17 protein-coding genes and 1 tRNA gene are annotated in these 19,377 nt (G+C 66.9%); 11 read left to right on the top strand and 7 right to left on the bottom strand.

The features are described 5' to 3' along the window. Positions 1 to 76 precede the first annotated feature (76 nt). Positions 77 to 1,618, top strand: a complete 1,542-nt coding sequence (locus tag Q9293_RS06685) for a tetratricopeptide repeat protein (protein ID WP_306251284.1) — start codon at positions 77 to 79, stop codon at positions 1,616 to 1,618. A gap of 345 nt (positions 1,619 to 1,963) precedes the next feature. On the opposite strand, the gene smc is transcribed toward Q9293_RS06685, so the two are convergent. After that, a complete protein-coding gene (smc, locus tag Q9293_RS06680) occupies positions 1,964 to 5,473 on the bottom strand; it encodes a chromosome segregation protein SMC (RefSeq protein ID WP_306251282.1) in 3,510 nt (1,169 codons plus the stop codon). A 233-nt stretch (positions 5,474 to 5,706) separates the two neighbouring features. Here smc and Q9293_RS06675 point away from each other — a divergent pair, with 233 nt between their 5' ends. The 10 genes from Q9293_RS06675 (at position 5,707) to Q9293_RS06630 (ending at position 13,342) form a co-directional block, all read left to right on the top strand. Beyond that, positions 5,707 to 6,438, top strand: a complete 732-nt coding sequence (locus Q9293_RS06675; RefSeq protein ID WP_306251280.1) for a hypothetical protein — start codon at positions 5,707 to 5,709, stop codon at positions 6,436 to 6,438. Next, the gene (locus Q9293_RS06670; RefSeq protein ID WP_306251278.1) at positions 6,438 to 7,295 is read left to right on the top strand and encodes a hypothetical protein; all 858 of its coding nucleotides are present in this window, start codon (positions 6,438 to 6,440) and stop codon (positions 7,293 to 7,295) included. Before Q9293_RS06675 ends, Q9293_RS06670 begins: the two co-directional genes overlap by 1 nt. After that, on the top strand, positions 7,292 to 7,870 hold the full coding sequence (locus tag Q9293_RS06665) for a hypothetical protein (protein WP_306251276.1): 579 nt from the start codon (positions 7,292 to 7,294) through the stop codon (positions 7,868 to 7,870). Before Q9293_RS06670 ends, Q9293_RS06665 begins: the two co-directional genes overlap by 4 nt. Then, complete coding sequence (locus tag Q9293_RS06660; protein WP_306251275.1) at positions 7,867 to 8,520, top strand: hypothetical protein; 654 nt, start codon at positions 7,867 to 7,869, stop codon at positions 8,518 to 8,520. Before Q9293_RS06665 ends, Q9293_RS06660 begins: the two co-directional genes overlap by 4 nt. Before the next feature lie 17 nt (positions 8,521 to 8,537). Further along, positions 8,538 to 10,886, top strand: coding sequence for a secretin N-terminal domain-containing protein (locus Q9293_RS06655; protein WP_306251273.1), 2,349 nt, complete (start codon positions 8,538 to 8,540; stop codon positions 10,884 to 10,886). After that, complete coding sequence (locus Q9293_RS06650) at positions 10,883 to 11,341, top strand: type II secretion system protein (protein ID WP_306251271.1); 459 nt, start codon at positions 10,883 to 10,885, stop codon at positions 11,339 to 11,341. Before Q9293_RS06655 ends, Q9293_RS06650 begins: the two co-directional genes overlap by 4 nt. A gap of 98 nt (positions 11,342 to 11,439) precedes the next feature. Further along, positions 11,440 to 11,525 (top strand) — tRNA-Leu (locus tag Q9293_RS06645). A gap of 141 nt (positions 11,526 to 11,666) precedes the next feature. Then, positions 11,667 to 11,936: a 30S ribosomal protein S15 gene (gene rpsO / locus Q9293_RS06640; protein WP_306251269.1), complete on the top strand. Its 270-nt coding sequence runs from the start codon at positions 11,667 to 11,669 to the stop codon at positions 11,934 to 11,936. A 132-nt stretch (positions 11,937 to 12,068) separates the two neighbouring features. Beyond that, positions 12,069 to 12,743: an NUDIX hydrolase gene (locus tag Q9293_RS06635; RefSeq protein ID WP_306251266.1), complete on the top strand. Its 675-nt coding sequence runs from the start codon at positions 12,069 to 12,071 to the stop codon at positions 12,741 to 12,743. Further along, a complete protein-coding gene (locus Q9293_RS06630; protein WP_306251264.1) occupies positions 12,740 to 13,342 on the top strand; it encodes an L-threonylcarbamoyladenylate synthase in 603 nt (200 codons plus the stop codon). The genes Q9293_RS06635 and Q9293_RS06630 overlap by 4 nt, the downstream gene beginning before the upstream one ends. On the opposite strand, the gene Q9293_RS06625 is transcribed toward Q9293_RS06630, so the two are convergent. The 6 genes from Q9293_RS06625 to Q9293_RS06600 all read right to left on the bottom strand — a co-directional run bounded on the left by Q9293_RS06625 (position 13,343) and on the right by Q9293_RS06600 (position 19,360). After that, positions 13,343 to 14,077 carry a hypothetical protein gene (locus tag Q9293_RS06625; RefSeq protein WP_306251262.1) on the bottom strand — a complete coding sequence of 245 codons (735 nt, stop codon included), beginning with the start codon at positions 14,075 to 14,077 and terminating at the stop codon, positions 13,343 to 13,345. Continuing rightward, positions 14,077 to 15,477: an L-serine ammonia-lyase gene (locus Q9293_RS06620; RefSeq protein WP_306251260.1), complete on the bottom strand. Its 1,401-nt coding sequence runs from the start codon at positions 15,475 to 15,477 to the stop codon at positions 14,077 to 14,079. The genes Q9293_RS06625 and Q9293_RS06620 overlap by 1 nt, the downstream gene beginning before the upstream one ends. A 94-nt stretch (positions 15,478 to 15,571) precedes the next feature. Continuing rightward, positions 15,572 to 17,146 (bottom strand): L-aspartate oxidase, encoded by a 1,575-nt coding sequence (gene nadB, locus Q9293_RS06615; RefSeq protein ID WP_306251258.1) that lies wholly within the window; start codon positions 17,144 to 17,146, stop codon positions 15,572 to 15,574. Beyond that, positions 17,143 to 17,976 (bottom strand): DUF309 domain-containing protein, encoded by an 834-nt coding sequence (locus Q9293_RS06610; RefSeq protein ID WP_306251256.1) that lies wholly within the window; start codon positions 17,974 to 17,976, stop codon positions 17,143 to 17,145. The genes nadB and Q9293_RS06610 overlap by 4 nt, the downstream gene beginning before the upstream one ends. Continuing rightward, entirely contained in the window at positions 17,973 to 18,719 is a 747-nt protein-coding gene (yaaA, locus tag Q9293_RS06605; protein ID WP_306251254.1) for a peroxide stress protein YaaA, read from the bottom strand. Before yaaA ends, Q9293_RS06610 begins: the two co-directional genes overlap by 4 nt. Then, complete coding sequence (locus Q9293_RS06600) at positions 18,716 to 19,360, bottom strand: DUF3473 domain-containing protein (RefSeq protein ID WP_306252423.1); 645 nt, start codon at positions 19,358 to 19,360, stop codon at positions 18,716 to 18,718. The genes yaaA and Q9293_RS06600 overlap by 4 nt, the downstream gene beginning before the upstream one ends. Between the last annotated feature and the right edge of the window lie 17 nt (positions 19,361 to 19,377).

Genomic DNA, 19,377 nt, shown 5'->3' with positions numbered 1-19,377 from the left:
ACTCGCGAGGGAAGCGAGCAGGCGGTCCCCCCCGGCAGCATCGGGTGATACCCTGAACCAACTGACGAGGCAACCCATGGCACGCCCCTGGCTCAAGCTGCTAGACCCCGGCCTGACGGCCCTCAAAACCGATGCAGGAACCTCCTTTGAGGCGCGATTGGCCCTGGCCCGCGCGCTCAACGGGCGGGCCCGCCACATCGAAGCCCAGGAAATCCTCGACCAGCTGCTGGCAGAAGATCGTTCCCACGTGGAAGCCTGGTTCGAGCGGCTGCTCTGTTTCAGTGACCATGCCGGTGAGGAAGAGGGTCTGGACCTGCTGGCGCAGCTGGAATCCCTGCGTGACGAGCACCCCAAGGACGGGGGCCACCTTCGCAACCTGGGTTACCTGCGCCTGCTGATCCAGGACCTGGAGGGGGCGGAGCACGCCCTCAAGCAGGCCCTGGCCCTGAACGGGCAGGATGCCAAAGCCCTGGAGCTTGCCGGCCTTGTTCAACTCCATCTCGATCACGCCTCCGACGCCAAAGCCTGGCTACTGAAGGCGCTCAGTTTCAATCCCCGGGATCCCCGCACCCTGCGCCTGCTGGCCATCGCCATGGAGCAGCTGGGCGACGTGACCGGGGCCGAAGCCCAGCTTGTGGCGGCACTCCAGGCCGAGGAATCCTACTACTGGGGCTGGCATGCCCTGGGCGAACTGCTTCTGAAGCGCGGCGAACTGACCGAGGGCCTGCGCTGCATCCACCGGGCCCGCAGCCTCCATGCCTGCGATCCCGCCAGCTACTTCATCCTCGCTGAGATTTTCAGCGAACAGGGGCACCTGGAGCTGGCCCAGGGCCAGCTCCACACCCTGGTGTTGCTGGCCCCCCCGGCCCCGGTACTGGCGGAGGCCCAGGCCCTGTTGGGTGAACTGAAGCGCGACATGGGCGACCGGGATGGAGCCCTGTCCTATTTCAGTCTCGCCACCGAAACCGATCCCGAAGCGGCCAATCCCTGGGCCGCCCTGGGTGACATGGCCCGGGAGGACAGCCGCTGGGAGGATGCCCTGCGCTGTTACCGCGAAGCCCTTCTCCGCGAGCCCGATGCGGCGGACTTGCAGGTGCAACTGGGCTACGTGCTGGTGGAGACCCGCCAAGGCATGGCCGCTGAGCAGGCTTTCCTCCAGGCCTTGGAGCTGGATCCCGGCGAATACAGCGCCTATCTGGGCCTGTCCGAGGTCTACCGCTTCGCCAACCGGCGCGAGGATCAGATGAGCATGGTGGATCAGGCCATGACCCTGGCCCCCGACGACGCGGATGTGTGGAACGCCAAGGGTGTGGCCTTGGAGGTGGTGGGTCGTCTGAAGGAAGCCACCGAAGCCTACGAAAAGGCCCTTTCCCTGGAGCCCCAGCACCGCAAGGCCGCCAACAACCTGGGCTTCGTCCTCGAGAAGCGCATGGGCCAGGGGGAGCCGGAACTCCGCGCCCGAGCCACGGAAGCCTGGAAACAGCGGCTTCTCATCTGCCGGGACGAAGATCAGAGCCTTAAGATGGCCACGGATCACTTGACCCGACTCGGGGTCGATGACGAAACCATCCGCGAATGGCTGCGGCCTGGTTTTCTGGTAGCTGAAACCCAGGAGTGACCTGGCGGTCACACGTCCTTCACGTGAACGTTTCCAACCAGTTACAGCGGCTTGTCGTTCCGCTGTGGATAAACCTGTGGATTGCCCCCTTTTCGATGGGCTAAACCTTGTCCGGATACGGATTTCCTGTCTCCGGCAAGGCAATTTCTCGTCAATATTAATTAACTGTTTTCAGTACTTACATTGACGATGCTAGCAGTTTCTGCCGAGCCGCCTCGATCAGGGGTTTTCCACAATTTCCGCTTTCTTTCGCATTGACAAGGAAGATGCCCTTGGATTGCGGTCAGACCGGGGCGAAACGGCGGGTGTCAACCCCTTTTGTCATCCGGATGTCACGGTCAAAAGCTAAACCAGAGCCTCCGCCTCCCGCAGCTGGACGCTCACCAGACGGGAACAGCCGGCCTCCTCCATGGTCACGCCGTAGAGGGTGTCCGCGGCCACCATGGTGGGCTTCTGGTGGGTGATGACGATGAACTGGGTGTCCGTCTTCATCTTCTGCACCATGGCGGCGAAGCGGCCCACATTGGCCTCATCCAGAGGAGCGTCCACCTCGTCCAGCACGCAGAAGGGGCTGGGCTTGAAATGGAAGATGGCGAACAGAAGGGAAATGGCCGTCAGAGCCTTCTCCCCGCCGCTCAACAGCGTGAGAGCCTTGGCGGTCTTCCCTGGCGGCTGAGCGGTGATTTCGATGCCGCATTCCAACAGGTTCTTGGGATCTTCCAGGCTGAGCTGGGCGCTGCCCCCGCCAAAGGCCTCGCGGAAGACCTCCTGGAAGCGCAGATTGACGAAATCGAAGGCTTCCCGGAACCGATCCTCGCTGGTGGCATTGATCTCCTGGATGGTGGATTCCAGGTTGCCGATGGCCTCGGTGACATCGGCCCGCTGCTCGTTCATGAAGGTCAGCCGCGTTTCCGCCTCTTCCAGCTCCTGGATGGCCAGGGGATTCACGCCGCCCAGGTCCATGCGCCGACCCTGCAATTCGTTGAGCCGGGTCTGGTGAACCAGTTCGCCCTCCTCCCAGGCCTCCCGCTCTTCATCGCTGAGCCCGGCCAGGAAGGCAGGCACCTCCAGGCCCAACGCCAATTCCACTTCCTTGGCCAGGGCCTCCTGGCTGCCCTGCACCTGGGCGCCATGGATCAGCACCTCCTGGTGCTGGGCGCGGGCATTCTCCAGGGCCTCCTGGAATTCCCGCGCCGCCCGTTCGTGCACCCGCAGGGCTTCCTGGTCCAGTTCGAGGCGGGGCTGGGCCTCGCGGGCCTGGTCCTGCACCGCCTCGCGGTCCTGCAGCAGCTGCTGGGATTCAGCCTCCAATTCCCCGAGCCGCTGCTGACAGGCCGTGATCCGGTCCATCTGTTCCGTGGCTTCGACCTCGAGCCGCTGGCGCTCCGCTTCCAAATCAAAGCGCCCCCGCTGCGCCAGCTGCAAGTGCCGCTCATGACCATCCCGCTCAGCCCAGGCGGCATCGCGCGTCCTGGCGGATTCCGACCGCTGGTCGCGCCGCTCATCCAGGCGCAGGCGCGCCTCGCGCACCAGGCCCTCGGCCTGCTGGATGGCCTCGTCCAGAGCGGCATCACCAGCCTCTTCGGGGTGCTCATCCAATTCGCGCAGCAGGCCCTGGATGCGCTTGATCTCGGTCTCGATCTGCTCCCAGAGGGCATCGGCCCGCTCGCTGGCCTGGCGGATCTCCGCCAGTTGGCCATCCAGAGAAGTGCGCTGCGCCTTGAGGGTGTCCGCCCGGCGCCGCAGGGCGCGAAGATCCTCGTCGATTTCCTGGGACCGCTCCCGAGCGCCCCGCGCTTCATCCCCGCCCTGGCCGCGTTTGGCTTCCAGCTCTTCCAGCCGGTCCAGCAGGGCCTCGCGGGTGGCCCGGGCCTCCTCCTGCTCCGCGCGAAGCTTGATGGGCGAGGCCGCCGGGGCGGAAACGCCCAGCTGCAGGGGACCAAACGGCAGCCGGATGAAGCCCGGCGATACGAAGGCCAAATCGGGATGGGCCTGGGCCAATGCAGGCAGGGCCTCGTCGGAACAGCGGAAGGCCCGGTCCACCAAGGCTCCCAAAGGCCGCTCAGAACCGCTCCAGTGCAGATGATCTCGCAGGGCCTCACAGCCGGGCGGTGTGGGAGGCACGGCGGTGTCGCCCTCCAGGGCCAGCAACAAGTGCCCTGGAGCCTCCGCGGCCTTCTGGGCCATCGGGGCGTCCACGGACAGGGCCTGGAGCCAAGTGCCCAGCAGCCGTTCCAGGTCCTGACGCAGGGCCTCGTCCACGGTCAGCAGTTCCACCAGAGCGTTGGGGCGCAGACCCTGCTCGCGCAGCCAGGTCAGCCCCTTCTTCAGTTCCTCATCCCCGAAACTCTGGGCCAGCAGATCGGAAATCTGACGCAGGCGGCGCTCTGCCGCATCCAGCTCCGCCTCGGCGCGGTGGTGGTCCTGGGCCAGGGCGCGCTGGGTTTCCTCCAGCACCTCGGCACGGCGCCGCTGGTCGAAGGCCGCTTCTTCTGCCTGTTCCAGCTGGGAGAGCAGCCCCTCCAGCGAACGCTCGACTTGGGTGGCCTCCGCCTGCAGGCTTTCCAGCCGGGGCGCACGCACGGATTCCTCGTGATTGAGGGCATCCAGGCGACCCTCCAACTGGGCGATCTGGCTTTGGAAGCCCAGGCGCTGCTTCTGCCGGGCCAGGGCCTCCTTCTGACTTTCGGCCTTGCGGTCCCGCAGGGCGTGTAGCTCTGCCTCTTCGTGGCGGAGGGAGCCCTGGGCCAGAGCCACCATCTCTTCGGCCTTGGCCAAATCCTCTTCGCAGGCCCCAAGTCGCTTGGCGGCATCGCTCAGCAGAGCCTCCAGCGACGTGAAGGAATCGCCTGATTCGGCCAGCCGTTCCGCCAGGGCCTGGATGCGCTCCTGCAGACGGTTCCGCTGGGCGGTGGCTTCGCCCTGGCGTTCCTCCTGGAACCCGCGCTCCTGCTCAGCCAGTTGCAGACGCTGGTCGAGGGCCAGCATGGCGCTGTGGCGCTTGGCCTGGGCCCGCTGCTGGTCGTCCACGGAAAGACGCAGGGCCTCCACTTCCGAGGCCTTCTCGGACACCTGCACCGTGAGCTCGGCCACCCGGCGCTCGGTCTGATCCAGCTGATCGAGGATGCGGACCTTGGCGGCCTCCAACTCCACCGCCTTGCCTGCCAGCAGGATGCGCTGGGTGGCCTTGATCTCGGTATCCAGCTCCTTGGCCTTCCGGGCGCGGGAGGCCTGGCGGCGCAGGGAATCCATCTGCTTGTTCAGCTCGAACAGGATGTCGTCCAGGCGCTGCAGGTTGGCCTTGGTCTCATCCAGCCGCTTTTCCGCATCGGCGCGGCGCAGCTTGTAGCGGGTGATGCCTGCGGCCTCCTCCAGCAGCAGGCGGCGGTCCTTGGGTTTGCTGCTGAGGATCAGATCGATCTGCCCCTGCTGGATGAAGCTGTAGGCCCGGGTGCCCATGCCCGTATCCAGCAGCAGGTCCTGCACATCCTTGAGCCGGGCCTCGCGGCCGTTGATGCGGTATTCGCTGCCGGTATCGCGGTACAGTCGGCGCGAGATCACCACCTCGCGCGTGGCCCCGGGCAGGGCGGGGTCCGGCATCTCGAGCACCAGCTTCACCTCGGCCATGCCCGTGGCCCGCCGCTGGGCCGTGCCCGCGAAGATCACATCGGCCATTTCGGCGCCCCGAAGCATGGACACCCGCTGTTCACCCAGCACCCAGGCCAGGCTGTCGGAGATGTTCGATTTGCCGCAGCCGTTGGGGCCCACCACCGCCGTCATCCCGCCCGGGAAGCTGAGCTTCTGGGCATCGGCGAAGGACTTGAAGCCATGGAGTTCGAGGGAAATCAGACGCACGCGGGCAGCGCTCCTGGGAGATCAGATGGGAACATCTCCCCCCATCATTCCACATGAGGCCTGGGATCTGAGCCCTGCTTACGGTTGGCCCTCTTGGGAATCGACCGGAAGCCCGTTAGACTTCAGGCTTCCCAGGCCAGTCAGGAGTCCCCCTTGCAGCCTTTCCCAGCCCCTCCGCGCCACCAAGCGGCCGATGACCTGGCCCGGAATGGCCGTGTTTCAGGATACTGGCTGTGAAACTTCCGCTCCTGGCTCCGCCCGACGGCACCCTTCTCTGGCTGGAGGCCCACCGGGTCGTGGCCGGCGCCCACCGGCGCCCCTTGAGCGCCTCTCCCACCGAAGACCAATTGGCCCAAGCCCTCAGTGCCCTGCCCCCCGGGCCCACCCGCTGGGTGGTGGATGACCTCTGGACGCCCTCGGTGCTGCTGCGCGACCTCACCGAACTGCCCAAGGGCTCCGAGGCCCAGGAGGCCTTCTTCCGATGGCGCTTCATGCAGGCCCTGGCGCTGGAGGAACCCCATTTCGTCCAGGCCATGGAAGTGGAGTCGGGCATCTGGCTGGCCTCGGGAATCCCGGAGGCATTCCGCGAGAGCATGCTCTCGCTGAGCCTGCGCCTCGATCGGACCATTCATTCGCTCACGCCCCGTTGGCTGCACCTCTACAATCTGCTGGCCCCGTCCCTGGATCTGCCGGGCATGCTGCTTTCCCTCAGCCCCGCGGAATCCGGCCGCTACGCCGGCACCCTGGTGGCCTGGGGCCGCACGCTCTGTCTGCTGCGCCAGTGGCAGGAACCGCTGGATCCCGAGGCCTGGCTGGAGGAACGCATCGCCCCCAGCGCCGCCTTCCTGCAGCGGGAATCCCGCACGCCACAAAACCTCTACATTTGGGGCGCGCCCCGCTGGCCTGAGAGCAGCCTGACCCTCCGGATGATCGACGAGCGTTCCCTGCTCGGGGAGGCGCGCTGATGGCCGTCCCCGTTCTTCCGCTCAATCTGGCCCCCCGGCCCAGCCTTTGGCGCCAGCGCCACCTCCTGATCGGCTGGGTGTCGCTCGCCGTGGGCGGCCTCATCCTGATTGGCGCCGGAGGGCTCACCTGGCGGGCCTATCACCAGGCCAGCCGGGCCGGTCGGGAGGCCGTGAGTTTGACCGAAGAGGCCAAGCGGGCCGCGCGGCAGGAACAGCAACTCCAGACGTCGCTGCAGGACATGGACGCCACCCGCGAGCAGTCGCGGTGGAAACTGGCGGAACGGATCCTCCTGGAGCGCAGCCTGCCCTGGTCCCGGCTTACCGCCGAACTGGAGCAGTGCATGGTGCCCGACATGCGCCTGAAGGGGCTGCAGCGAACCCGCGCCAACTCCCAGCAGGTGGTCATGAAATTGAAGGTCGAGGCCCGCACCCGCGAAGCTGAGTCGGCCTTCATCGAGGCCCTGCGCGCCACACCGGTCTTCGCCCAGGTGGTGCTGGAACGCGAGTCCGAGCGCCTGGGCGGCGGCTGGGATGTGGAGATCACCCTGCCCACCGCCCCGGTGCCCCCACCCTTCCAAGTCAAGGCCATCAAGCTGGGCCCCGCGACTGCGGCCTCGCCCGCCAAGGCGGCGCCCCCGGCCCGCCCCGTGGCGGTCCCCGCCCCCCGTGCCGCGGTTACTGCCCCCACCCGCCCCACCCAGCTGGCGCCACCCCAGACCGCCCCCCCCCTCCAAGGAACGGCGGACGGGCTGCAAAACCGGACTGTGACGCCACCTGCAAACCCTTACGATGAGAGGACCCGCCCTCATCGCCCCACCCGAATCCGCCCCGCGGGCGATCCGAGGACGTCTGAATGAACACGCCCCTGCGCGCCAGCCGCCTCCGCCTGGCCCTGGGCATCCTGGCCTCCGCAACGGGTCTGGCGGTGGCCTTCTTCCTGCTGCCGGATGCCTCCCAGCAGCTCTCCCAGAAGCTCAAGGCCAAGCGGGAAGCCGAGCTGAAACGAAATCAGCAGGTGCAGCAGCTCCAGGAGCTCCAGCAGCTGGCGGATCGCATCCGCCGGGGCAAGGAAACCCTGGCGGATCTGGAGACGAGGCTGCCCCGTGGCTCTGCCGGTGAGCTGCAGTGGAACCTGAGCAAGACGCTTCACGCCCTCACACAGAAGCACGGCCTCCGCCTGATCACCGTGAAATATGGCCTGCCCAGCCGGGAAGGCGCCAAGGGCACCGACCTGGAAGCCGTGGAAGTGGAATTCGTCGCCCTGGGCGTCTACGCCAACCACAAGGCCTTCATGCTGGATCTCGAAGGCTCCGGGCTGCCCTTCGCCGTGCGCGATGGCCGTCTGGATGAAAGTCCCGAGGGGGCCCGCCTCACCATCGTCCTGCGTGCCTTCCGAAAGACCGGGGCCGAGCGCGAGGAGGCCGAGGCATGAGCGCCGTTTCCTCGAACCTCGATTTCCGGGCCATGGGCCAGGAGCTCCGCTCCAACCCCAAAACCCAGATCGCCCTGGCGGCCTTCGCCGCTGTCTTGGTCTATCTGATCTACACCATGGTCTCGCCCGACACACCCAAGGGCCGCAAGGACGCGGCCAACCGGGGTGGCGCCAGCCTTGATGCCCGTCAGTTGCAGGGGCTGCGGCACCTGCCCGACTTGGCGGCCCTGGGCAAGGCCGGGGAGCTGCCGCCCGCCACCAAGGCCCAGCGAGATCTCTTCATGTTCGAGGCCCCGCTGCCCCCGCCCCCTCCCGCCAAAGTCGTGGTCCCGCCACCACCACCGCCACCCACGGCGGAAGAGCTGGAGCGTCAGCGGCTGGCCCAGGCCAAGGCCGCCGAATTCGCGGGCCGCCCCCAGGATCTGCGCTACCTGGGCTTCTTCAAGGGCAGCCCCGCCGGCACGGTGGGCGCCTTCATGAAGGGCGAAGAACCCGTGACGCTGGTGCAAGGCACCTTGCTTCGGGACCGTTGGAAGCTCGTGACCGTGCTCGATACCCGCGCAGAATTCCAAAACACGAAATACCCGGACCTCCGGGTGGTCCTGGAGGTCCGCGAGGCCTCCGGCGGCGCGCCTGTGAATCAATTCTGATCCGAAGGATGCCACCGATGCCCATCTCCTCCTTCGCTCCCTTCCGCAAATCCCTGCTGGCCGTCGCGGTCCTGCTGTTGGCCTTCGGCTGCAGCCTGCACAAAGCCAACAAGGCCTATGACGAAGGGCGTTTCGACGACGCGGTGGTGGAGTACCGCGCAGCCCTGCGCAGCGACCCCACCAATACCAAGGCCCGCATCGGCATCAAGCGCGCTTCCCAGCGGGCCTGCGAGGCGCACCTCACCTTGGCCCGGCAGGCCGACATGCGCGGCTTCAGCGACACGGTGCTCAGCGAAGTGAAGCGGGCCCTGATCCTCGATCCCGACAACCAGATCGCCCAGGACTGGCTGATCCGCCTGGAGGAGAAGGCCGCCAGGGACAAGGCCGAGGCCGACGCCTCCGAAGACCTCGAACTGATGAAGGTGAAGGCCGACGCCATCAACGCCATTCAGCTCAACCCGCGCTCCGTCGATGGCCTCGATCTGAACTTCAGCCGGAAGACCAGCCTGAAAGAGATTTTCGCGACCCTCAGCAAAGCCTCCGGGGTGAACATCATCGCCCACGCCTCCTACCAGGATCAGAGCATCTCCATCGATCTGCGGGGCCTGCCCTTCCAGCGCATCCTGGACACGCTGATGCTGCAGAACGACCTGTTCTACAAGGTGATCGACAAGAACACCATCATGGTTTTCAAGGACACCCAGCAGAACAAGGACAAGTACGAAAACCAGATCATCAAGACCTATTACCTGTCCTACGCCGATCCGGCGGAACTGCGCTCCACCCTGACCACGCTGAACCCGCAGCTGCGTGTCTTCACCGACAAGCGCACCAACGCGCTCATCGTGAAGGCCAAGCCTGTGGAACTGGCCATCGCCGACCAGGTGATCCGCACACTGGACAAGGGCAAGGCTGAAGTCATGGTGTATTTCGAGCTCATGGAAGTCACGGAGAACACACTCGAATCCGTGGGCCTGCTGCCCGTCCTCAACGCCTCCGACAGCGCGGGCACCTACCGTCTGGGCGCCACCACCGTGAACAACACCTCCGGGATGAACACCAATTCCGGCTTCACCAAGATCCACACCGCCGACATCCGCGTGCTCTTCCCCAACCTCGCTCTGGATTTCCTCAAGAGCAATGGCGATGCGCGCCTGGTCGCCAGCCCCAACGTTCGCGTGTCCTCCGGTGAAACCGGCGAAGTGAACATCGGCGAGAAGATCTCCACCACCCAGAGTCAGCTCTCCCTGCCCACCACGGGTACCACCGGAGCCGCCAGCGCCTCGTCGCTGCTGGGCGGCGTGGGCCAGACCTCGTTCTCCTACGAAGACGTGGGCGTGAAGATCAAGGTCGAGCCGCGCGTCCACAACAACGGCGAAATCACGCTGAAGATCGACAGCACGGTCACCACCCTGAAGTCGGGATCCACACCAGGGCGCCCCGACCTGGGCAAGCGCGAGATCAAGACTTCCGCCCGCCTGCGAGATGGTGAAACCGCCATCTTCGGCGGCCTGTTGAAGGATGAGGAGCAGAAGAGCCTGCAGGGCATCTGGGGCCTGGCCGACATCCCCCTCATCGGTCGGCTCATTGGCAATACCCACAACAGCAAGGCCAAGACGGACGTGATCCTCACCATCCGTGCCGTGCTGGTGCGCAAGCCCGTCCTGTCCGAGCAGGACATGGCTCCCTTCAACCCCGATGACGCCGCCTCGAAGGCCGGGCCCTTCACGCCGCCAGAGGCCAAAAAGCCTGCGACAGCCAAACCGACAGCACCGGCCATGCCCGCCACTTCGAACCCCGCAACGGTGACGCCCACGGCACCTGCCCCCGCGGCACCCGTGCCTCCGGCCACGTCCCCCATCCCGCAGGTTCCGCCACAGGGCACTCCGCCCCCAGCTGCGCTCCCCACCGACCCGGCCCCGCCCTCCACAGCCATCCAGGAGAAGAAGCCCAACGATCCGCCGCCCGCACCCTCCGATCTCGTCATCTTCATGTCGCCGGTGGCTTCAGAGATCAAGGCTGGTGAGCGGGTTCGCATCAACCTCACCGTGAGCGGTGGTGGCGGCCTCACGTCCGGTTCGATGGAACTGCGCATTCCCCCGGGGCTGCGCCTCCAAAGCGTGACGCCTGGTGATTTCCTCATGGGCGAAGGCGGTGGCCTCGAGCAGTTCCCGGGTAAGGATGGCGTGCTCAAACTGACGTTCCGGCGCAACCCGGGCGGCAGCGATTCAGGCCCCTTCGCCACCCTGGAACTGGAAGGCCTCAGCGGGGGCAACGCGCCGGTGCTGATTCAGAGCGGACAGTTCCTCGTCGGCACGGCCCCCATTTCCGGACGGTGGTCCAACGCCCTCGTGACGGTGCAGTGAGCCGCCAGCGCGGCTTCACCCTGCTGGAGCTGGTCGTCACGGCCGCGGTGCTGATGATTCTGGCCTCCGTCACCGTGCCCCTGGCCCGCAATGGCCACAAGCGGCAGCAGGAGCTGGAACTGCGGCGCAACCTCCGGGAGATGCGCACCGCCATCGACGAGTACAAAAAGCAGGCGGAGCAGCAGAAGATCAAGGCTCCTCCTCCCGAGGCGAACTTCTATCCGGAAAGCCTCGAGATCCTGGTGGAGGGCGTGCCCATGACCGGGTCGCTCAGCCGCAAGATCAAGTTCCTCCGGCGCATTCCCGTGGACCCCATGACCGGGAAAGCCGAGTGGGGCCTTCGCAGCACCAGCGATGACGCCAACAGCACCAGCTGGGGCGGTGGCCACGTCTACGACGTCTACAGCCTCTCCAACGGCACCGGCATGAATGGCATCCCCTATCGGGAGTGGTGATCCCTCCCTCGAGAATCGGTGTTGCCTCTGGCGGCGAACCGCGCTAGGCTTGGAGTTCGGCACATTCGGATCCCACGGGGCACGAATTGATCTTTCAAGCGGATATGGCGGAATTGGTAGACGCGCTAGTTTCAGGTACTAGTGTTCACAAGACGTGGGGGTTCGAGTCCCTCTATCCGCACCACTTTTTTCGGCGCTGCCGAAGAAAGCAGGGGCAAAGAAAGCTGCACGATTGATAAAGGCACCTGGCCTTTCCCAGGTTCGACCCACCTTCGGTACGGGACTGAAGATCGGGTGACGGGCGATCCCCCGAAAAGGAGCCACCATGGCCCTCAATGTGGAACAGAAGAAGATCATCATCGACGACTACAAGCAGCACGAGTCAGATACGGGTTCGCCCGAGGTGCAGGTGGCGATCCTCACCAAGCGCATCAACGATCTGACCGAGCACTTCAAGACCCACACCAAGGACTACCACAGCCGCCGCGGTCTCATGATCATGGTCGGCCAGCGCCGCCGCCTCCTCGACTACCTCAAGAAGAAGAGCAAGGATCGCTACGCTGTCCTGATCGAGCGCCTCGGCCTCCGTCGTTAAATCTCTCCGGGGGTTCCGCGCTGCGCGCACACCCCCGGACCCCCTCGAAGAAGCCCGGCCAAGCTGGGCTTCTTCTTGTTCATCCCCAAGCGATCTCGCCCGCGCAAGCGGGCGTTTTGTTATGGTCAGTGGATGGACCTGAAGCCCCTGCCCCAGCCCGAACATCCCAACCCCTACGCCATCCAAGGCCGGACATTCCTGTTCGATTCACCGTGGGTGCGACTCCGCGAGGATCGCTTCCAGCACCGCCGGGGCGCCGAGGGCCGCTACGTGGTATGTGGATTCCAGCGCACGGCCTGTGGGGTGCTCGCTATGGATGAGCAGGATCGTGTCGTGCTGGTGGGCCAGTGGCGCTACCCCCACGAGGCCTATTCCTGGGAGCTGCCCGAGGGCGGCGGAGAGGTCTCCGAAAGCCCCTTCGAGGCCATCCAGCGGGAACTCGCCGAGGAAACGGGCCTCCGGGCTCAGGTATGGGAACCCCTGTGCTTCTTCCACCCCAGCAATTCCTCCACGGACGAGGAGACCTTCCTCTTCCTGGCCACCGGGCTGTCCCCCGTGGAGGCCCACCACCCAGAGGATGACGAGGAGCTGCTGATCCACCGTGAGCCCTTTCGGGATTGCCTCCGCCGGGTCCTGAGCGGAGAGATCACCGACAGCCTCACCGTCATGGCCCTGCTGGCCCTCCAGGCCCGGCGCAGCGGCATTGACGCAGAGCTCGACCCGGCCCTGGCAGAGCGTTTCTTCCAGCGGCCGAAGGATCACCCTTCCCGTGGGCGGGCCCGCTGGGAGATCCTGGACCAGCCATGATCCTCACCCTGCACCCCGAGACGCCCCAGGCGCGCCACCTTGAGCGCATCGCCGAGCTGTTGCGGAAGGATGGCGTCATCGCCTATCCCACGGACACGCTCTTCGGCCTGGGCTGCCTGGCCTCCCGCAAGAAGGCCGTGGATCGGGTGCTGCAGATCAAGGGGCGCGATCCCAAGAAGCCCATGTCCATCCTCTGCTCGGACATGGAAATGTTCTGCCGCTACACACGCCACCTCGACACCCCCACCTTCCGCATCCTGAAACAGATGCTGCCCGGTCCCTACACGGTGCTGCTGCCCGCCAGCCGTGAGGTGCCCCGCTACCTTCAGAACAAGCAGGTGGTGGGTCTCCGCATCCCGGACCATCCCTTCTGCCAGGCGCTGGTGGCGCTCCTGGGCGAGCCCATCATCACCACCAGCGCCACCCTGCCCGACCAGCCCATCCTCAACACCGCCTGGGAAATCGAGGAGGAACAGGGCCACGCGCTCGACATGGTGGTGGACTGCGGGCAACCCCTGGGGATGCAGAGCACCATGGTCGATCTCAGCGGAGACGAGCCCCTCCTGGTGCGAGAAGGCGCAGGCCCCTGGCCGCTCTGATCACTTCGCCTTTGCAGCGGCCTTCTTCCGCAGCACCGCGCACTCCTCTTCACTGAGGAGGCCATCCCGCTTGAGACCCTCGATGCGGCGCAGGGCACCCTCCAGGTCGAAGGCGGGAGGAACCGAAGCGGGCGGAGGCGCAGCCACCGGCTTCGCCGCCGCGGGCGCGGGAACCTGCTTCGCCAGCAACCGGCCAAGGTCTTCGCACCACCGCCAGTACTGGCCCATGACCGCCTCGGTGCCCGGCCCGCTAAGCGTGGTGTGGAAGGCGCCCAGCAGGTCGCCGGAGTCGCCATCCACCAGCTTCACGTCGAAAGAAAGCGTCATCGTGCCGGGCACCATGCTGTCTTCGGCGGCGCCCACCGCATCCACCACGCGGCCAATGAGCGTCACATCCCCCGCTGCGGTGGACACGGGCAGCGCGCCCTTGAGCCCACGGCGAAGGCGCTTGTCCAGATCGGACTGAAGGCTGCGCTCCACCCTCAGCAGGAAGAGCTGATCCTGGGTTCCCCGCTTGCCCAGCAGCCAGGCCGTGGGCTCCCAGGCCTTCAACCGCAGGGAACGCTTCTGCAGATCCAAGCCGGGCTTGAGCCACTGGAACCCGAGATCCTTCGAAGGCTGAAAGACCACCGCAGAACCGAACCAGACGGGATCCAGACGGCCTTCGTCCAGCCCCGAGCCCTGAGCCGACACAAGCCCGCAGGCAGCCAGGGAGAGGAAGGCCAGACGTCGCATCAGCACTCCGGAAGGTTGACCGTGAGATCCATGGAGGCGTCCAGCACATTGACCGCCAGGCCGCCGCGGGAGGTCTCCTTGTATTTGCTCTTCATGTCGGCGCCCGTGTCGCGCATGGTGCGGATGACTTTGTCGAGGCTGACGAAATGGTGGCCGTTGCCATAGAGCGACATGCGCGCGGCATTGATGGCCTTCACGCTGGCCATGGCATTGCGCTCGATGCAGGGCACCTGCACCAGCCCGCCGATGGGGTCGCAGGTGAGGCCCAGGTTGTGCTCCATGCCGATTTCCGCCGCGTTCTCCACCTGGTCCGGCGTGCCGCCCATCACCTCCGCCAGAGCCCCGGCGGCCATGGAGCAGGCCACGCCCACCTCGCCCTGGCAGCCCACTTCCGCGCCGCTGATGGAGGCGTTCTCCTTGTAGAGGGCGCCGATGGCCCCGGCCGTGAGCAGGAAGCTCACGACACCCTCATCCGTGGCACCGGGCACGAAGCGGCGGTAGTAGTGCAGCACCGCTGGCAGGATGCCCGCGGCCCCATTGGTGGGCGCCGTCACCACGCGGCCCCCGGCGGCATTCTCCTCGTTGACCGCCAGGGCGTAGAGGCTCACGAAATCCATGGCAGTGAGGGGATCCTTCAGGCCTGCCTCGGGGGATTCCGTGAGGCGCCGGAAGAGCACCGGGGCCCTGCGCGGGACCTGCAGCCCTCCGGGCAGCAGCCCTTCGGCGGTGCAGCCTCGCCGCACACAGGCCTGCATCACCTCCCAGATGCCCAGCAGCCCCTGCCGGATCTCTTCCTCCGGGCGCCAGGTCCGCTCGTTCGCCCACATCACCTCGCTGATGGACAGGTCGAGGTCGCGGCAGATGCCCAGCAGATCAGCGCTCGTGTGGAAGGCATGGGGAGGCGGGGTCCGCTCCGGCCCACTGGACACGGCGCCCTCCTCCACCACGAAGCCGCCGCCTGTGGAGTAGAAGACCTGGCTCAGCAGCTCCGCGCCCCCATCGTCGAGGGCCGTGAACTGCATGCCATTGGGATGGTAGGGGAGGTTCTTCCGCAACATCAGCAGGTGCTCCGCCTCGCGGAAGGCCACCTCGTGGCACCCCAGCAGCCGCAACCGTTCCGTGCCGCGCACCTTCGCGAGAAGGCCCGCCACTGCGGCCACATCGACGCCCTCTGGCGTCTCGCCCAGCAGCCCCAGGATCACGGCGGTGTCGCTTCCGTGGCCCCGCCCCGTGGCGCCGAGGCTGCCAAAAAGTTCCGACCGCACCGCGGCGGTGCGGGCCAGCAGGCCCTCCCGCTCCAATCGCAGCGCGAAGCTCCGCGCCGCCCGCATGGGCCCCACCGTGTGGGAGGAACTCGGTCCGATGCCGATGCGGAAGAGGTCGAAAACCGAGAGCGTCATGCCCTCCATTGTCGCTTCATCCACATATCAAAAAGACAAAAGATCACCACCAAGGCACTAAGGCACCAAGAAAGCAGAAAGGCCTGGTTTGCCGTCAGTCCACCCGGTAATGGCAGCCGCGGCTTTCTGGATTCTGCAGGGCCGCGTTCAGGATCAGCCGGGCGCAGATGATGCCGCTGCGAAGTTCCAGCAGCTCGCGGCTGAGGCCGGCCTCGTGGTAGAAGCGCTCGATGCGGTGGTTGAGGTAGTGCAGATCCGCCTTGGCCCGCTCCAGCCGGGCGCCGGTGCGCACGATGCCAGCGTAGTTCCAGAGGGTGCTGCGGATGAGGCCCCAGTCCTGGTCGATGAGGAGGGGATCCGTGGGCTCGGGCGATTCGGGCATGCGCCAGGGCGCCAGTTCTGACGGGTCGGGCGTGCTCGCCTCCCCCAGCTCGCGCACGGCGGCCTCGGCCCCGCGGAACCCCCACAGCAGGCCCTCCAGCAGGCTGGTGGAGGCCAGGCGGTTCGCGCCGTGCAGGCCCGTGCAGGCCACTTCACCCGCCGCGTAGAGCCCCGGCAGACTGGTGCGCCCCTCCAGATCCACCAGCACGCCACCGCAGAAATAGTGGGCCGCAGGCACCACGGGAATGGGCTGGCGGGCCGGATCCAGCCCCTCGGCCCGGCAGGCGGCCATCACCGTGGGGAAGTGGGAATCCAGATCCAGGTGCGCCGCCACCGGGGCCAGATCCAGGAACACGTTGGGTTCGCCACTGAGTGCCATCTCCTGGAAGATGGCCCGGCTCACCACGTCGCGTGGGGCCAATTCCAGATGCTCGGGCTCGTACTTCTCCATGAAGCGTTCGCCCTTGCGGTTCACCAGCCAGGCACCTTCGCCCCGGAGGGCTTCCGTCAGCAGCGTCCGCGGCTTGCCCGGCACGTAGAGGGCCGTGGGGTGGAACTGCACGTACTCGCAGTTCACGATGCGGGCGCTGGCGCGGTAGGCCGCCGCCAAACCATCGCCTGTGGCGCCGGGGGGGTTGGTGGTGTGCAGGTAGAGGTAGCCCAGGCCCCCTGTGGCCAGCAGGGTGCGCTTGGCCAGCACCCCTTCCACTTCGCCGCTGGCGGGATCGAACAGGAAGGCCCCATGCACACGGATGGGCTCGTAGATGCGCTCGGGGCTAATGCAGTGGTGAGGGCTGGTGATGAGATCCACCAGGCAGAGCCGTTCTTCGACACGGATGTTGGGATGCTGGCGCACCGCCTCGCTGAGGGCGGTCTGGATGGCGAGGCCCGTGGCGTCTTTGGCGTGGTAGATGCGCCGTGCGCTGTGGGCGGCCTCGGCGGTGGGGTCCGGCGTGGCGTGGCCATTCAGATCAAAGGGCACGCCCAGCCGCTCCCACAGGAAGCTGCGGCAGAGTTTGGGCCCTTCCTCGGCCAAGAGGCGCACGGCCTCGTGGCGGCAGAGTCCCGCACCAGCGTTTTCTATGTCAGAGGCCAACAGATCCGGCGAATCGCCTTCCTCCGGGGGTGCGAGGCCGATGATGCCGCCCTGGGCCCAGGAGGTGTTGGTGCCACCCAGTTCGTCCTTGGCCACCAGCACCACGGAGGCGCCCAGGTCCGCGGCCCGCAGCGCTGCCGAACAGCCGGCGATGCCCGCTCCCAAGACCAGCAGATCCGTGGCGTCCCTCATGCCAGCTCCCAGGTGGGGCGATCCAGATCCCAGAGGGATGTAAAGACCGCAGCTTCATCCGCGTCATCTGTCAGGCGCTTCTCATGGTCCGGCGAATGAACCGCCAGGTCCAGCCGTTGCCCTGCACTGTCCAGCCGCCGCCGCGTCAGGTCCAGCGCCGCCTCGGCGCGGACCTCGCCCCAGGGCGCGGCCACGCGACCACCGCAGGGTTCGAGTCGGACCAGGGCCTCTTCCCACAGGGCCCGCAGACCTCCGAGGTTGTGCTGCTGCAGATGGTGGTAGCCACCGGCCAGGAGAATGAGTCCCTGCAGCTGATCCTTGAGGCCACCCTGGGCCGAGGTCCACAGCGGTTCCAGCGCGTCATGGCTCTCGTGGAAGAGCCCGTGGTTGAAGAGCGACACACCCGAAGCCAGCGCATAGGTGGCATCTGGAGACAAGGGTGTAAGCGCCGCCAATTGCCAGCCGCTGCGCAGGCTGACGAGGGGGCCCCAGGCGCCCCAGGCCGCCGAGGGGCGCCAGCCGCCCTCCTGCCCCTGTTCGGCGGTATCCGACCAGGTGCCGAGATGGGCCTGCCAGGCGCCCGCCGGATCGTGATGACCCAAGGCCCCCAGCATGCGCGCCGCATGGTTCAGCAGCAGCGGCTCAGGCACGCCCTCCGGATGGGCCTGGCGCAGGGCGGGAGCCCCGAGGATGGTGGGCCAGACCAGAATCTGCCGGGCCTCCGGAGCATGGAGCGCCGCCTCCATGCGGTCCTGCAGAAAACGGTGGATCTCCAGGGGCAGCCGGGGCTGCCGCTGCCAGAAGGGGGTGCGGTTGCAGGCATCGCTCATGGTTCCACCACCAGGCGCAGGGTCAGGCCGCCCTGCTCGTTCTCTCCAAGTCCCTCCCAGTGGCAGCCCGGGATGCGGCCCTTCAGCACCCGCCTGGGATCACCCTGCTGGTGGGTGAGGATCCAGCGGGCCACGAGGCCCCGGTATTTCTTGGAGAAGTGGCTGATGGCCTTGCCGCGGGCATCGAAGATCTCCACGGAATGCCGGGGCCGCGCCCAGCCCTTGAGCAGATCCGCTGAATCACCGGGCAGCAGTTCCCAGACCGGGCCCTCCGGAAGGGCCTCCAGCGAGGTGGCCAGGGCCTTGCGCCAATGCCCCTTCAGGCCGGGGATGGCCCCCAGCTTCAGCTTGTAGGGCGGCACGGTTTCATCTCCCCGCACCAGACCTCGCAGGTTCGACAGAATGTAGACCTGGGGCCACACGCTGGGCGGCAGCGAGGCCGCATCCAGGGCCTGGAAGGCGACGCCGGTGTAGCGCGCCAAGGCCGGCAGCAGGGGCACGGCACCCGCCAAGGCCAGGGCCTCGCTGCGGGCCTTGTCCAGGGCCAGATCCTTCACGTCGAAAGCCTTCCGGAGCTGGTCGGGCGTGCCCGTCTTGGCCAGGGCCACCAGCCGCTCCCGCACCCAGCGCTGGGCCGGGGACTCTACCAGTCGGCCCTTGGCGCCGCCGGAGGCTTTCTCCTCCGAGGGAGCCAGCAGGATGAGAGGCAACGCAGTCAATGGCGCGGTCATCGGCGCAGTCATCGGGCCTCCACCCAGGTTTCGAGGGTGGTGAGCTGAAAGCCATCCCAAAGATCGCGCAGTCGCCCCGCGTAGCCACGCAGGCCCGCGCTGTGGGTGTAGCGATGCCCCAGCGTCAATCCGGGCAGCCTCGGCTGCTCCGCATCCAGTTCCCAGGGATGCAGCACCAGGGGCGTGCCTGCATCCTCCTGAGCCAGGGTTTCCAGCGCCCGGCGCACCAGGCTGAAGGGCAGCACCCGCGGCCCCCAGCCCCAGAGGGGCATGCGCACAGGCCCCGACCAGAGCACGGGCGGCGGCAGTTCCCAGAACCCTTCGGCGAGTTGATGGGGAAGGCGTGGCCAGGCGGGCGTTCCGATCACCGCCAGCGGCACGCGGCTGGAATCGTAGTGAAAACCCAATTCCGGCAGATCCTGCCACCAATCCGCGGCGGCGCCGCGCAGGCTCCATTCCGGGGCGCGGTAGCCTCGCACCGCCGAACCCGAAAGGTCCTCCAGCAGGGTCTTGCCGTCCCGCACCGCCTGGCGCCAATCCGCGCGGTCCATCTCGAAGGCGCGGCGGTGGGTGAGGCCATGCAAGGCGATGGCATGGCCCGCGGCTGCGATGCGGCGGAGCAGACCCGGATGGCGGCGGGCCTGATCGCCCAGGCAGAACCAGGTGGCCT

The organism is Geothrix sp. PMB-07, from assembly GCF_030758935.1.
GTDB lineage: Bacteria > Acidobacteriota > Holophagae > Holophagales > Holophagaceae > Geothrix.
This window is presented reverse-complemented; position numbering and strand designations above follow the sequence as displayed.

Excerpts from the sequence above, each read along its gene's own strand:
- Q9293_RS06685 (WP_306251284.1), top strand. The coding sequence starts at position 77 with ATGGCACGCCCCTGGCTCAAGCTGCTAGACCCCGGCCTGACGGCCCTC.
- Q9293_RS06670 (WP_306251278.1), top strand. The coding sequence starts at position 6,438 with ATGGCCGTCCCCGTTCTTCCGCTCAATCTGGCCCCCCGGCCCAGCCTT.
- Q9293_RS06665 (WP_306251276.1), top strand. The coding sequence starts at position 7,292 with ATGAACACGCCCCTGCGCGCCAGCCGCCTCCGCCTGGCCCTGGGCATC.
- Q9293_RS06660 (WP_306251275.1), top strand. The coding sequence starts at position 7,867 with ATGAGCGCCGTTTCCTCGAACCTCGATTTCCGGGCCATGGGCCAGGAG.
- Q9293_RS06655 (WP_306251273.1), top strand. The coding sequence starts at position 8,538 with ATGCCCATCTCCTCCTTCGCTCCCTTCCGCAAATCCCTGCTGGCCGTC.
- rpsO (WP_306251269.1), top strand. The coding sequence starts at position 11,667 with ATGGCCCTCAATGTGGAACAGAAGAAGATCATCATCGACGACTACAAG.
- Q9293_RS06635 (WP_306251266.1), top strand. The coding sequence starts at position 12,069 with ATGGACCTGAAGCCCCTGCCCCAGCCCGAACATCCCAACCCCTACGCC.
- Q9293_RS06630 (WP_306251264.1), top strand. The coding sequence starts at position 12,740 with ATGATCCTCACCCTGCACCCCGAGACGCCCCAGGCGCGCCACCTTGAG.
- Q9293_RS06625 (WP_306251262.1), bottom strand. The coding sequence starts at position 14,077 with ATGCGACGTCTGGCCTTCCTCTCCCTGGCTGCCTGCGGGCTTGTGTCG.
- Q9293_RS06620 (WP_306251260.1), bottom strand. The coding sequence starts at position 15,477 with ATGACGCTCTCGGTTTTCGACCTCTTCCGCATCGGCATCGGACCGAGT.
- nadB (WP_306251258.1), bottom strand. The coding sequence starts at position 17,146 with ATGAGGGACGCCACGGATCTGCTGGTCTTGGGAGCGGGCATCGCCGGC.
- Q9293_RS06610 (WP_306251256.1), bottom strand. The coding sequence starts at position 17,976 with ATGAGCGATGCCTGCAACCGCACCCCCTTCTGGCAGCGGCAGCCCCGG.
- yaaA (WP_306251254.1), bottom strand. The coding sequence starts at position 18,719 with ATGACTGCGCCGATGACCGCGCCATTGACTGCGTTGCCTCTCATCCTG.